This window comes from Paenisporosarcina antarctica, from assembly GCF_004367585.1.
Classification (GTDB): domain Bacteria; phylum Bacillota; class Bacilli; order Bacillales_A; family Planococcaceae; genus Paenisporosarcina; species Paenisporosarcina antarctica.
Window position 1 is genome coordinate 1,715,203 of the sequence record NZ_CP038015.1, and the last position, 13,185, is coordinate 1,728,387.

Consider the following 13,185-nt stretch of genomic DNA (forward strand, 5'->3'; position numbering starts at 1 on the left):
TTCTATACTGCAATTGGCGCTTTAATTCGAGGATGTGGATCGTAACCTTCTATTGTAATATCATTTGTTTCCAAATCAAATATGGACTCTTTATCATTTGAAATCGTAAGTGTTGGTAGTTCTCGAGGTTGTCGTGAAAGTTGCTCATGTACTTGATCCATATGGTTTGAATAGATATGCGCGTCTCCTAGAGTATGTACAAAGTCACCAACTTCTAGATTACATTCTTTCGCAATTAAATGAGTTAATAAAGCGTAAGAAGCAATATTAAATGGAACACCGAGAAATACATCTGCACTACGTTGGTATAATTGACAAGATAATTTTCCATCTGCTACATAAAACTGGAAAAATGTATGACAAGGAGGAAGCGCCATTTGATCTACTTCAGAGGGGTTCCAGGCGGTGACAATATGTCTTCTTGAGTCAGGGTTATTTTTAATCGATTTAATAACATTTTTCAACTGATCAATAGTCTGCCCATTAGTTGAAGGCCAAGAACGCCACTGACGACCGTAAACTGGTCCTAAATCTCCATATTTATTCGCAAAATCGTCATCTGATAAGATTTTTTTTCTGAAAATATTCATTTGTTCATCCAGAATTTGTTTGAATTCCTCTTCTTGTGCAGCACGCAAGCCAAAATCATTCATATCTGGTCCATTATAATCTTCACTTTTTACCCATTTTTCAAATGCCCATTCATCCCATATGTGATTTCGCTCGGCAATTAAAGTTTTAACATTTGTGTCACCTTTAATAAACCATAGCAATTCAGATGTAATAAGGCGCATCGCCGTCTTTTTTGTGGTCACTAAAGGAAATCCTTTGGTTAAATCAAATCTTAATTGATGTCCGAAAATACTTTTCGTTCCAGTTCCTGTACGGTCATCTTTCACCGCTCCATCTGCTAATATAGTTTTACATAGTTGTAAGTATTGTTCCATATGTATGTCCTCCTATGAAAATAAATGTGAAAAAGCCTTTTTCAATTGTAACTTGAAAAAGGCTTTAGGTGTTAGTGTTAAGATAACCACTTTGGTGGCATATTCTTTGACCAATAAATATCACCTAATTTATAGTGTTTGGCAAATTGATCTGAAGCCGTGTGGTAATGAAAATTAAAGAAATAACCATCTTGAGGCTTGAGGTCCGTTCTTACATGGAAACGAATAACATCTGATCCGGTAGCCGTTTCAATAATATGAAAAATTTTTTCACTACGATCACCCGATGGATTTTCACTTATAGCTAATGATTTAAGAGCAGCCTTGTCCATATCAAGTAATGTAAATTCAATTGCTTCTTGAATTTTCGGGAAAATATATGTATCAAACTCATTTGTAATAACTGGACCAATGCGTGATCCGAATTTTTGTAATGACAGTTCTTTTGCTTGGCTAATGGCATCTTCAATAAAATTAGAAGGTTGTTCATCGGACCATTCTACCTCATATGTATAATCTGGATTGTGAGAAGAAATCGATTTTTGGTCAGCTTTATCATCTAGTAAGTTTTCCCATATAATATGGTTTGGAGAAATTACACCAAATGTTAAGAGAGCCACTGAGATGACTAACGTTTTCTGAATCCAACTTTTCATAAACTATCACCTACTAGTTTCACATTTTTTTACAAGCTTTCATATAGTAGTACGATTTTATTAGCTAAAGGTTTCATCTTTAATGTATTCATTGTACAATAATATGTAGAAACATACATCTTCGTTTTTAAGTAGGAGGAATTATATAGTGGATATGCATTTAGTTATTGGAATTGGGTTCTTACTATTACTTGGTTATTTGACTTCTTTAAACTTTACACACTGAATATGAAAAGCTGCCCATCAATTATTGAGGGCAGCTTTTTCTATGAATCCATAATGGAATTTAGTATTGGGTCGAATAATTTGATTGAATCCAAACTCTTTAAACCAAGAAGACCGAAAATGAGCTTTTAATACGACACGCTTTTTTGCAACTCGTAAGGCCTCATGTATCCATTCAGAACTTAATGATTCTCGTACCCCTAGAGATCGCAGTGGTCCAATAGAGTCTGACTCTTTAATTAAAGTTTCGAACATTGGATCCATATAGATAACATCAAAAGAATTCTCGTCTAATTGCTTCAAATACGAAAGAGCGTCAGAAGAAATAATTTGAATTTGATTCATTAATGATTCAAATTCAACATAATCTGTTCTTCCTTTATGAAAAGCTTCCTGTAAAATAAAGGCCAGCACTGGATTTGCTTCGCATCCTTTTATATACCCCGTATCACCAATTGCAAAGGCGGCAACTAAACTATCCGAACCAAAACCAAGCGTACAGTCTAGGAATGAATCACCTGCTTGTAATTGGCAAACTTCAAGTAGAGGATCTCTTTCCCCCCTCGCTAAACGCTTTAAACGAAACTTCGCTGAACTTGGATGAAAAAAGAAAGGTTCTGATGAATTTAATCCATGGCACTCCCATCGACTCTTCGTTGCAACTAAAACATCACTTTGAAAATGTTGTTGTAATTGTATTATGTTCCTTTTCTGACGGTCAACGTAAGACAAGCCTAATTGAGTTGCTGCATTTTGAGCAAGTTGCTTTGTATATTCAGTTCTTCGTCCAGCAGTTGTGACAATGGTTTTCACGAAGCGGTAACTTGATTAAGTACCGTAACTAAATGTTCTTTTATATGTTCCATTGAAAACCCTTCAATTTGTTCACGAGGTATGAAATATGCTAGCTTGCCATCTTTCACAATCGCAATTGAAGGAGAGCTTGGTGGTACTTCTTCGAAGAATGCACGCATTTGATAAGTTGCTTCTTGATCTTGACCTGCAAAGACAGTCACTATATGTTCAGGTTTGTTCGTCACTTCAGTCAGTGCTTGAGCAACAGCAGGACGTGCTAAACCAGCTGCACAACCACAAACGGAATTAATCATAATTAAGGAAGTACCTGTAGCTTGTGTCATATGTTCGCTAACCATTTCCGCATTAGTTAATTCTTTAAAACCAACACTTACAAGCTCTGCTCTCATTGGTTTTACTATTTCTTTCATGTACTCATCGTAAGCATTCATTTATTATCCCTCTTTCTTTTTCTACTCGCGCTTGATATTTATGCCTTTACATTACCATCATAACTTGTATTTCTTATCTTTTCACGTAATCGTGTTATTTTTGTTCGTTTATTGTTAGTTTTTTTGAAATTAAATAATTCGTTACAATCTTTTCATTTATGCTCTGCTTTATTTTAACATAAATACGGAGCCCAATATAGGACTCCGTATTTATATAAACAGTCAAGATTTAAGGCTTTTATATGGATAGTTCTATTCATTCATTCCTATTTATTAAGGACTCGATTAAAAATCCTTATTCTCATAATCTTTACACTTCCGGTGCATTATTAACCTTTCGTTTTTTTTTCGTTTATAAAGCTCTGATGGATCAGTGAATATTCATACCAATTGGCTAGCCCATTTTTCTCTTTTAATACTTTAGTCCACAGTATGTAAGTATTGCTCTGATTTCGGGCTTCATTCTTCACTACGTTTTATGGTGTCGAGCTGTTCACTACCCAATAAAATGGAAGCACAGTCTCACTCATTACTATGGTATAATTACCCAAAATGAGAGGAGGGTTCATAAATGAGCGGTGATGCATTTTTTGCTATTATACCAATCTTAAGTATTTTCTTTTACTTAGCGCCAGTTTTATTTGTTAATATACAGAAGGATAAAAACAAAATTCTAAGTACTATTTCTGACAAGTTAGAAAAGCTAAATAATTAGACGGGGAATCCGATCTCTTTTTATATCACAGTATTCTTTTCCCAGTACTTATAAAGGAATATGAGTTTTATTAGATTGAAGTTTATCATGCCATTTATTAAATATGAGATAATAAAGCATCCGACGTTGATTTTTCACAATCGAAAAATCCGTTTCATTAGCCTAGTAGAATTGCATGAAACAACCCCTCACAACTTTATGAACTTCTGTATCAGAAAAAGGTAGTGAAAAGTGAGTACATCACTTTTCACTACCTCTTCACATTGTATATCCTACAATTATTTTCTGGATTCGGTCATTTGTTTCCAAACGGAACCTTTAGCTTCTTCGCCTTGCTCGATTCGAGCAATTGCCATATTTACTTGTAATTTCACTTCAAATTCAGTATCTTCCTTAGCTTCATGAAGAGCAGGAAGTGATTTTTCCGTTCCAGTTTCATATAAAAACATGGCTGCTCTCCAGCGTACGAGCTTATTTCTATCTTTCAAAGCTTGTTGCATAGCATCTTCAAATTGTGGGAACCCAAGATCGCTCATACAATCTCCAGCAGTACGTCGAACTGAAGAACTTTTGTCCTTCAAAGCATTTTCCATGTGAGGGATGACATTTTCATTATCTATCATTCCTAAATAGACGGTAGCTAAACGACGAATTGACATTTGTTCATCTTGAAGAGCCTCAGAAAGAAGGGGCAAATTGCTAACAGATGGATTCGCCAATTGATCAAGTAATTGGAATCGTTCTTGCCAAGAATCTACTTGAAAATCTTCTAAAGACACTTGACGTCCATATGCAAGCACTTCACTTTTTGGACTATTCGCTTCTTCTATCAATTGTTGTAATCGTGAATCAGGGTAGGTTGCTTCAATTTCTTCTCTGAGTTGTTCGGCAATATCTTTTTTTTCGCCGTAACGCACACCAAAGTCAGCCCATTTACGCTGTAAGATGTAATTTTCGTCATTTTCTTTCATACTCGCATTCATCGCTTCTACAAAGCGAGGTGAAAGTGCTATACGTTCTTCAGTTGTTTGGTCGAATACTTTGACTTGAAGTGGAATACCTTTAATTTGTTGGACATGAACATAAACTTCACCGAAATGTTCGTTTAATTGGTTTTCACTTTCAACTGATGCATGATTCTCCCCAAAAGCATTACGAACTTCGACTAAAATTTGTTCCCAGTTATTTTTTGCAAGACGTTCAATTGCTAAAAAATCTGCAACATGATAAATTCCTTTTACACCTTGAATATTTAATATGGATATAATTTCTTTTGGTGCATCTAAGTTTTCATCTTTTTTATAATTAAAACTTTTCCCAAAAGGGAGTTCATGATCCACAATAACTTTCATTGTATTTGGACTTGGTGTTGGTTCAATTGTTAGTATTTTCACGCAATATCCCTCCTACCCATATTGTACCATTAGCTACTAATTTCTTGCAGATATGTCCATCGCTCAATAAATTGATTGTATTGCTCATTTAATGCTTCTAAATGATTCGTAGCTTTTTGAAGTTTTTCGAAATCTGAACCAGCAGATTCCACATCTTTTTCGGCAGCAATAATCGCTCCCTCCACTTTTTCGATATCAGCTTCGATGGTTTCCCATTCTTTTTGTTCTTTAAAGGATAATTTTTTCTTTTGTTCTTTAATCTTTATTGGTTCTGGTTCTTCAAATACAACTTCTTCTACCTTAAGTTCTGGTACTTGATCAAGAAAATCCGAATAAATTTCTTGAACCTCACGTGTATTCCCTTTACCATCTAATACCCACAGCTTTTTCGCGATACGATCTAAGAAGAATCGATCATGGGAAATCGTAATAACAACACCTGGAAATTGTTCTATAAAATCTTCTAGAACTGATAATGTTTGAATGTCTAAATCATTTGTTGGCTCATCTAATAACAAAACATTTGGCTGTTCCATTAATAATTTCAATAAATGAAGTCTTTTGCGCTCTCCCCCTGATAACTTACCAATGAGCGTACCGTGAACTTTAAGTGGGAATAAGAATTTCTCTAACATCTGAGCGGCTGAATGTCTTACTCCATCTGATCCTTCAATATCATTTGAAGATTCTCTAACATACTCAATCATTCGCGTCATAGGATTCATTGGAGGAATGGTTTGTTCAAAATAAGCAATTTTTACGGTTTGACCAGTACTCAATTCACCACTATCAGGCTGAATTTTCTCAGCCAACATATTGATTAATGTACTTTTCCCAGCACCATTAGGACCGACAATACCAATTCGATCACCCGGTTGAAGTAAAAAAGAAAAATTCTGAATGATTTTTTTGTCTTCATAAGCTTTTGATAAATCTATCCCTTCAAGAACTTTTTTACCTAGTCGAGTGGTTGCAATTTTCATGTCTAAAGACGAATTGTCATTATTTCGGTCCATTGACTCATCCAACTTATCAAAGCGCTGTATACGTGCTTTTTGTTTTGTGGTTCTTGCTTTTGCTCCTCGTCGAATCCATTTAAGTTCTGAACGGAAGTGATTTTCCTGTTTAACCTGAGAAGAGGCTGCCATTTCTTCTCGAATTGCTTTCGCTTCTAAATAATCACCATAATTACCACGATGTGTATACATAGTTTGATCTGCAATTTCATAGATATGAGTAGATACGCCATCTAAGAAATAGCGATCATGTGTGACAAAAATAATGGCGCTAGAAAGTCTTGCTAAACTTTCTTGTAACCACTGTGACGATTTTACATCTAAATGGTTGGTAGGTTCATCTAATAAAATTAAATCAGCTGGTTCAACTAGTACTTTTGCTAACGCAACCCTTTTAAGTTGACCACCTGAAAGTTCATTCACTTTGCGATCGAACATATCAATCCCAAGCTTTTGTAACGCAGTCTTAGCCATTGAATTAATATCCCATGCATTATAAAGATCCATTTCTGATTGAATTTCCATATATGCATCTTGGTATTCTACAGATGAAGAATCCTCGTTTAATTTATCCAAAGCATCTTCATATTTTCTGTTTATCTGTAATGCAGGTGAGTCCCCGCTAAAGACAGCTTGAAGAACTGTTAAATCGTCATCAAACTGAGGATCTTGTTCTAAAATTGCAATGCGATATTGATTTGGATGGTCCATTGATAGACTATCTGCCTCAAGTTGATTCGCAAGAATGGAAAGGAACGTTGATTTTCCAGTTCCGTTTACTCCGATTAAGCCTGCACGTTCTCCTGCATATATCGTAAAATCGATATTTTCAAATAATGTCTTTACTCCAACCGTTTTTGTTAAATTTGATACAATTAAATGACTCAATATTCTTCACTCGTTTCTATTTTAAGTTGGTCAATAAATGCCAACATATATTCATGACGTTGTAAGGCAAGTTTTTTTCCTGTCTTGGTAACCATTAAATCTTTTAATAACAATAATTTTTCATAAAAATGAGTAACTGATGATGTATCTTTAGTGTGGTATTCTTTTTCGGACATGTTTAATCTTGCAGTTTCTGACCAATCATAAAGATTTCTACCTCGGGCACCACCAAAAGCAAATGTTCGGGCAATTCCTATTGCACCCATTGCATCAAGTCTATCTGCATCTCTAACAATTTTCGCTTCAATTGAAGTTGCTTCTTTTTCATTGCCACCATTAAAAGAAACTGATTCAATAATTTCAACAATCCGCTTTCTGTCTAAAGGTGACAGCTCCAATTGATTTATAATAGCTGTCTCTTGTTTTTTCCCTTCAGTCCCACTATATTTGACATCACTAATATCATGAAGAAGTACAGCAAGTTCAATTAAATCGTTACGTACATTTCCTTCTTGGCCACTAATAATATGTGCATTTCTTCTTACTCGTTGAATATGTTGAAAGTCATGACTTGCATCAAATTTATCATAAATAACTTTCACTAAATTTTCACATCTCTCAATAGAGTTCAAATTTACCGTCCTTCCTTAACGTGCTATTACAACTAACTACCTGTATCATTGCATAGATATGGTTCTAATCGCAACAGAATGATTCGACAGATAATTGACTAGTTTCGACAAATCATGTATAGTATAGCCATCCATTCACAGAATATTTAATGTTTTGAGGATCAGGAAATTGACATTTCACTCTAATATTTTGAGGAGGAACGTTCATGCACCAAGGCAAAGTAAAATGGTTTAACATTGAAAAAGGATACGGCTTTATCGAATACAATAATGGTGATGATGTGTTCGTCCATTTTACTGGAATCCAAAGTGATGGATTTCGAACGTTAGAAGAAGGTCAAAATGTTACTTTCGAAATAATCGAAGGCAACCGAGGTCCACAAGCCGCAAATGTATTATTAATTTCAAAATAAGTTGACCCACCAATTTTTGATTGGTGGGTTTTATGTTCTCGATATTTAGTTTTTAGTTTTTACTTTACTGAGTTCTTTCCCTAAAAACTGTAACTGATCACCAACAGTACAACCGCTGATACAAAAACGGTGTGCCAATGTTTTTCCACCTTTATTATTGAGCTCTCTTTTAATAAAGCAACCATCGCAATATGTTCCAAGTAAATTATCGATTTCACGAATAACTGTTTTTTTGTTCACTTGCTACATCCTTTCAACGCAATCCTCCAATATCCTTTTCGATTATCTTAATTTACAGTATAACTTTATTTTACACCTTCGTTGCAATTGCTGGCAACTGACATTATAATAATCAAGTTGGAAAATATGCCGTTTTTTATTATCAGTGGTTCCTAAAATCCCGCGTTATCAAAACTACAGGAGGACTTATTTTGTTTAATGAAGTACTTGGATTAGCTTTTGCAATTTTAAATATGATATTCGTTTTAATCATGTATAAATTTTTCGGAAAAACAGGGTTATTTGTATGGGTTGGATTTGCCACTGTACTAGCAAACATTCAAGTAGTAAAACTTATTGAAATTTTTGGATTAACAGCTACTCTTGGAAATGCAGTATATGGAAGTATTTTTTTAGTTACTGATATATTAAATGAGAAGTACGGAAAAAAAGAAGCTAAAAAAGCAGTCTGGTTAGGATTTTCGTCTTTAATTATGATGACAATCATCATGCAACTAGTGATACAATTTCAGCCAGCCCCTGATGATTTTGCGCAAGACTCCCTGGAAACTATTTTCGGATTGATCCCGCGAATCGCACTTGGTAGCTTAATTGCATATATCATAAGTCAATATACGGATGTAATAATTTTTAGTTTCTTACGTAAGGTATTCCCTGCTGATGGGGCATTCTGGATACGAAATAACGGATCTACAATGATTAGTCAGTTATTAGATACTCTTATATTTACAACTATTGCGTTCGTAGGTGTTTTTCCGAAAGAAATTTGGCTAAGTGTATTTATTTCGACGTATGCATTGAAATTCCTCGTCTCAATTATTGGTACGCCATTTGGATATTTGGCGAAACGTATAACGCCTGTCGATGAAAAATAAGGAGTTGATTTCATGCTTGAAGTGTATATTGATGGAGCAAGTGCTGGAAATCCAGGCCCGAGCGGAATTGGAATTTACATTAAAGGTGAAGGACATCAACTTCGATTGTCTGAATATGTTGGAATTTATGATAACCACACAACAGAATTTATTGCTTTGGTAAGAGGTTTAGAAGAAGCACGAAAACTTTCTAAGGAATTCATTTCCGTAAGATCCGATTCACAAGTTGTGGTAGCTGCAGTTGAAAAACGATACATCAAAAACCCAGTTTACAAAGAATTCCTTGACCAAGCACTAGAAATTGCAGATACATTTGATTTCTTCTTTATTAAATGGGTGAAGAGTAACTCAAATCTCACGGCTGATCAATTAGCACGACAGGCTCTTCAACGAAAAAAGGACTCATGAGCGTTTAATTGCTCTCGTGAGTCCTTTTCCTTGCTTTCATAAAAGAGATTGTCATGCGTTCATCATCATATAAAAGCCATTCCCGATTATCAACTACTGAACCCACGTTAACTTGATATTGAAAGTGTTGTAACTTTATTTCCTGATTGTGAAAATACGGAATCTGTTTATGTCTTTCCATTAATCCAGATTTATGACTATGCCCATAAAATAAAATTTTATCTTCAGTATTAAATATTTTAGGTATTGAAATTTTTTCTTTCCATTGATGACCGTGAATTATAATTCCGTGCGGCAAATCAATGGTTTCGGGAAGATTTTTCAACACATAATAAAATTTATCATTTGTAATTGTAATGTCAAGTATTCTTTGCTCTTGATTTCCACGTACAGATGGAAATGTAAGCAGACTTGTAAATGCTTTTGAATTTTTCATGACCTTCGATAATGATTCAAATCTTTCTGTGATTGCTCTTTTTTTACCAATCACACACTCAAATATATCGCCTATACCAACTAATTTCGCTTCTGGGGAAATTTTAGTAATATGCATAAGAACATCCTTTGTGTCTGACAAACTGGAATGTAAATCACCTAATAATGCATATTTCATGTCTTACTCCTACCTTTTCATTAATAAAGTGATGTTCCCTCTAATAATTACCATAAATTGCACACATTATTTATGGTAGTTATTTAATATCTTCACTACATTTTAATACAAAAAAACAGACCCTCTGAGAGAGTCTGTTTATAGGTTAATTTTAAAATTAAGCTTTGTTTACGTTAGTAGCTTGAAGACCGCGTTGGCCTTGCTCGATTTCAAAAGTAACTTCTTGACCTTCGTCAAGAGATTTAAAACCTTCGCTTTGAATAGCGCTGAAATGTACGAATACATCGTCTCCGCCGTCACGTTCGATAAATCCAAAACCTTTTTCTGAGTTAAACCATTTCACTTTACCTTGTTCCATAATATGTTTCCTCCTCGTGTACTAAGTACACATTGTGTTACTATCCTTGCTCAAATCGTGGAGATAAAATCTCATACAAGTATTACTCATATCCGAACAAAAATAATCCTCTATTAATGTAACATTAAAATCATTTCATTGCAAACGAAAAGTTGAATTATTTCCCTATTATTCATCATATAAATTAGTATTAATTCTCTTTTCTTATGCTTAATAAAGCGCCTATAGCCCCACTATAACCATTATCACGCAAAAATATAGGTGTACGATTTTTGCGTTTTGTATAATTCCCAATTATATTTTGTAAAGGAATATTTCCTGATAAAGTAGAACCAATATATACAATATGCTCGACGTCTTCAGCAAAAGCACATTGTATGCTTAGAGTTGAAATAACTTCCCCAACTAAACCTTGAACTGTAGCTAGAATGTCCTCTTTCGATCGTTCCATTAATGGTGTCAATCCTGCAGCTCCAAAATTACTAGCAGTTAACCCCCCATCAATCGGTGTTTTATTCCCAAAATATATATCACTTACTAGCATATCGACTTCTGAACGACTCCCTCTGGCTGAAAGCTGTACAATTTCATCAAATTGATGAATGCCTGTCATTAATGCTGACATCCCAAGTAAAGTTCCCCCACCAATACCAGTTCCGGAGATTCGTTTATGTTCATCTCCCCTATGGTAATGAATAGATGTACCTGTTCCTATATTTGTAATCACTGCATCAGGAAAATTTTTACCATCCTTTTGTAATTGATAATTAACACCTGCAACTGTCGCATCAAACTCCACTAAATAATGAAGATTATCATGACAACGTAAAAATGTCTTTAACTGCTCAGCGCGGCCACCTGTTAGACCAATTTTAACGTCATCATCAAATAAAGCAATCCAATCACTAACTCTCTGTAAATCGTCAGACAGAAAATACAAAAAAGTTAATTTTTGGTTATCGTCAAAGAAAGCAACTTTTGTTAATGTGCCCCCTACATCTATTCCAATCGCATGAACCATAATCGCACTCCCTTTAACCATGAAAAGACGTCACTTCACAAAATCAATTGTGAAGCTGACGTCTTCAAACCATTTCATAATTTTTTTCAGCTACTTGTTTGATATGTTCTACAAATTTCACAATTGTTTTTTCGGTCGCAAATAGCAACATTAAATGAACAAACCATTTCAATGCTTTGTTAGTCGCTGTGTATGTTAGTCGAGTTTTAGATTCAGAAATAAATTCCAATTCATATTTTGCGCTAATTTCAAAGTAATTGGCCAAAATAAAAGTAATTTTCATCTTTTTATGTGTGTAATCATTGATGTACTCTTTTACATGTACATCATAGGTTTCAACACGATTTCCTTCTCGATATTGCTGACTGTATACACTCCCAACTACATCATCAGTGATGGTTACAGGTGTATAGCTAACGACATTTGGCATAATTTCTTGCATTTTAGCTAAATCTCCATCAACGTATTGCCATACTTCATCAATAGGGACATCAATTTCAATTGATTTTGTCCATGATTTCAAGTGGGCACTTCCTCTCAAACAACCTACATTCAGTGTAGTGAAAATTATACAGTTTAACAACATTTAATTTTACATATTAACTAAGATTATTTACGGTACACATGAATAGTGTACATATCCCATTGTTCTTCAAGTTCTCTCATATGAACAGTTTTCCAAGGATTAAAGAATGACTGTCCATTTTTATTAAAAAAGTATTGTTGCTTGATATGAAAACTTGCATGAACAATTAGTTTCTGATCGTCTTTCCAAATGATAATATCATGTGGGAACATGGCATCTTTTGAAAGTGGTACTTCTTTATAACCAAGTTGTGTTATCCCATTCATAAATGTGGTCGGATGTACCCATTCTCTTATTAACCAATCAAGTGTTACCCCCGCCTCTAATGAAGCAGCGACGAACAACGTAGAAGATAAACAATTGGAACCATGTTGATTTGGATAGGTATTAACATACGTACTTGTAACACTTTCCGTTGGAACATAGGGATCATATATTCCTGGCGTATCATAATCAAAGGCAATGCGGTTTAGTAAATCCGACTTTAGTGATTTTGGAATTTTATTCCACACTTCTTTTTGAATAGCTATATATTGTAGATTATTTGAGACAAACTCATATGGTGCTAGTAAAGACTTTGCAGGTTCTCTTAAAATCCCCTCGAAATAGTGAGTTTCAAAAATTAGTCCTCTTCCAATTTGTTGTTGGATCTTTAAAATGTCTGTTTTAACTGAATCTTTCAAAGACGGGAAAACACGATGAGGTAATACAACAACCATTGTAATGTCTTTTGATAAGGTCCAGTATTTATAGCAACTTCTATATGATACAGCTGTATATGTAGGATGTTTCATAAATTCTTCTTTAGAGAACAATAAACAATTAATCCCAAACTCTTTTACTAAATGATAATCTTCATCTCTTAGAAAAAACAAATCTTTTTCAGGTACAAATGATTCTTCCCATTTTTCTAGTTTACCTTGACTTAAGTTTATTCGTTTATTCAAAAAA

General features: G+C 34.4%; 17 protein-coding genes. 4 read left to right on the top strand and 13 right to left on the bottom strand.

Features of this window, described 5'->3' with window-relative positions; all coding sequences use genetic code 11:
• Nucleotides 1–2: 2 nt before the first annotated feature.
• The 4 genes from E2636_RS08600 to E2636_RS08615 form a co-directional block, all read right to left on the bottom strand.
• Entirely contained in the window at nucleotides 3–947 is a 945-nt protein-coding gene (locus E2636_RS08600; protein ID WP_134209838.1) for a thymidylate synthase, read from the bottom strand.
• 77 nt (nucleotides 948–1,024) lie between these two features.
• On the bottom strand, nucleotides 1,025–1,603 hold the full coding sequence (locus tag E2636_RS08605; RefSeq protein ID WP_134209839.1) for a YpjP family protein: 579 nt from the start codon (nucleotides 1,601–1,603) through the stop codon (nucleotides 1,025–1,027).
• Between the two features lie 243 nt (nucleotides 1,604–1,846).
• Nucleotides 1,847–2,641, bottom strand: coding sequence for a class I SAM-dependent methyltransferase (locus tag E2636_RS08610; RefSeq protein WP_134209840.1), 795 nt, complete (start codon nucleotides 2,639–2,641; stop codon nucleotides 1,847–1,849).
• Nucleotides 2,638–3,075 carry a BrxA/BrxB family bacilliredoxin gene (locus tag E2636_RS08615; protein ID WP_134209841.1) on the bottom strand — a complete coding sequence of 146 codons (438 nt, stop codon included), beginning with the start codon at nucleotides 3,073–3,075 and terminating at the stop codon, nucleotides 2,638–2,640. Before E2636_RS08615 ends, E2636_RS08610 begins: the two co-directional genes overlap by 4 nt.
• 571 nt (nucleotides 3,076–3,646) lie before the next feature.
• Between E2636_RS08615 and E2636_RS18965 the strand changes: the two genes are divergently transcribed.
• Complete coding sequence (locus tag E2636_RS18965; RefSeq protein WP_166669500.1) at nucleotides 3,647–3,790, top strand: hypothetical protein; 144 nt, start codon at nucleotides 3,647–3,649, stop codon at nucleotides 3,788–3,790.
• A gap of 278 nt (nucleotides 3,791–4,068) precedes the next feature.
• On the opposite strand, the gene E2636_RS08620 is transcribed toward E2636_RS18965, so the two are convergent.
• Genes E2636_RS08620 through E2636_RS08630 form a run of 3 tightly spaced genes read right to left on the bottom strand, consistent with a single transcriptional unit; the run spans nucleotide 4,069 to nucleotide 7,720 of the window.
• Nucleotides 4,069–5,184 carry a conserved virulence factor C family protein gene (locus tag E2636_RS08620; protein WP_134209842.1) on the bottom strand — a complete coding sequence of 372 codons (1,116 nt, stop codon included), beginning with the start codon at nucleotides 5,182–5,184 and terminating at the stop codon, nucleotides 4,069–4,071.
• A 29-nt stretch (nucleotides 5,185–5,213) separates the two neighbouring features.
• Entirely contained in the window at nucleotides 5,214–7,088 is a 1,875-nt protein-coding gene (locus tag E2636_RS08625) for an ABC-F family ATP-binding cassette domain-containing protein (protein WP_134209843.1), read from the bottom strand.
• Nucleotides 7,085–7,720, bottom strand: coding sequence for an HD domain-containing protein (locus E2636_RS08630; RefSeq protein WP_134209844.1), 636 nt, complete (start codon nucleotides 7,718–7,720; stop codon nucleotides 7,085–7,087). The genes E2636_RS08625 and E2636_RS08630 overlap by 4 nt, the downstream gene beginning before the upstream one ends.
• A 206-nt stretch (nucleotides 7,721–7,926) precedes the next feature.
• Between E2636_RS08630 and E2636_RS08635 the strand changes: the two genes are divergently transcribed.
• The gene (locus tag E2636_RS08635; RefSeq protein ID WP_134209845.1) at nucleotides 7,927–8,133 is read left to right on the top strand and encodes a cold-shock protein; all 207 of its coding nucleotides are present in this window, start codon (nucleotides 7,927–7,929) and stop codon (nucleotides 8,131–8,133) included.
• 45 nt (nucleotides 8,134–8,178) lie between these two features.
• Here the strand turns inward: E2636_RS08635 and E2636_RS08640 are convergent, their stop codons facing one another.
• Nucleotides 8,179–8,373 (bottom strand): zinc-finger domain-containing protein, encoded by a 195-nt coding sequence (locus E2636_RS08640; protein ID WP_017378639.1) that lies wholly within the window; start codon nucleotides 8,371–8,373, stop codon nucleotides 8,179–8,181.
• 191 nt (nucleotides 8,374–8,564) lie between these two features.
• On the opposite strand from E2636_RS08640, the gene E2636_RS08645 reads away from it, so the two are divergent.
• Nucleotides 8,565–9,248 carry a queuosine precursor transporter gene (locus E2636_RS08645; RefSeq protein WP_134209846.1) on the top strand — a complete coding sequence of 228 codons (684 nt, stop codon included), beginning with the start codon at nucleotides 8,565–8,567 and terminating at the stop codon, nucleotides 9,246–9,248.
• 12 nt (nucleotides 9,249–9,260) lie between these two features.
• Nucleotides 9,261–9,656, top strand: a complete 396-nt coding sequence (locus tag E2636_RS08650) for an RNase H family protein (RefSeq protein WP_134209847.1) — start codon at nucleotides 9,261–9,263, stop codon at nucleotides 9,654–9,656.
• A gap of 4 nt (nucleotides 9,657–9,660) precedes the next feature.
• Here E2636_RS08650 and E2636_RS08655 read toward each other — a convergent pair whose 3' ends face one another.
• From E2636_RS08655 to E2636_RS08675, 5 genes are all read right to left on the bottom strand, one after another.
• Nucleotides 9,661–10,269, bottom strand: coding sequence for a metallophosphoesterase family protein (locus E2636_RS08655; protein WP_134209848.1), 609 nt, complete (start codon nucleotides 10,267–10,269; stop codon nucleotides 9,661–9,663).
• A 157-nt stretch (nucleotides 10,270–10,426) separates the two neighbouring features.
• Nucleotides 10,427–10,627 (bottom strand): cold-shock protein, encoded by a 201-nt coding sequence (locus E2636_RS08660; RefSeq protein WP_016427350.1) that lies wholly within the window; start codon nucleotides 10,625–10,627, stop codon nucleotides 10,427–10,429.
• Between the two features lie 190 nt (nucleotides 10,628–10,817).
• Complete coding sequence (coaW, locus tag E2636_RS08665) at nucleotides 10,818–11,648, bottom strand: type II pantothenate kinase (protein WP_134209849.1); 831 nt, start codon at nucleotides 11,646–11,648, stop codon at nucleotides 10,818–10,820.
• 64 nt (nucleotides 11,649–11,712) lie between these two features.
• Nucleotides 11,713–12,171, bottom strand: a complete 459-nt coding sequence (locus E2636_RS08670; RefSeq protein ID WP_134209850.1) for an SRPBCC family protein — start codon at nucleotides 12,169–12,171, stop codon at nucleotides 11,713–11,715.
• Between the two features lie 86 nt (nucleotides 12,172–12,257).
• Nucleotides 12,258–13,181 carry a hypothetical protein gene (locus tag E2636_RS08675; protein ID WP_134209851.1) on the bottom strand — a complete coding sequence of 308 codons (924 nt, stop codon included), beginning with the start codon at nucleotides 13,179–13,181 and terminating at the stop codon, nucleotides 12,258–12,260.
• Nucleotides 13,182–13,185: the final 4 nt, after the last annotated feature.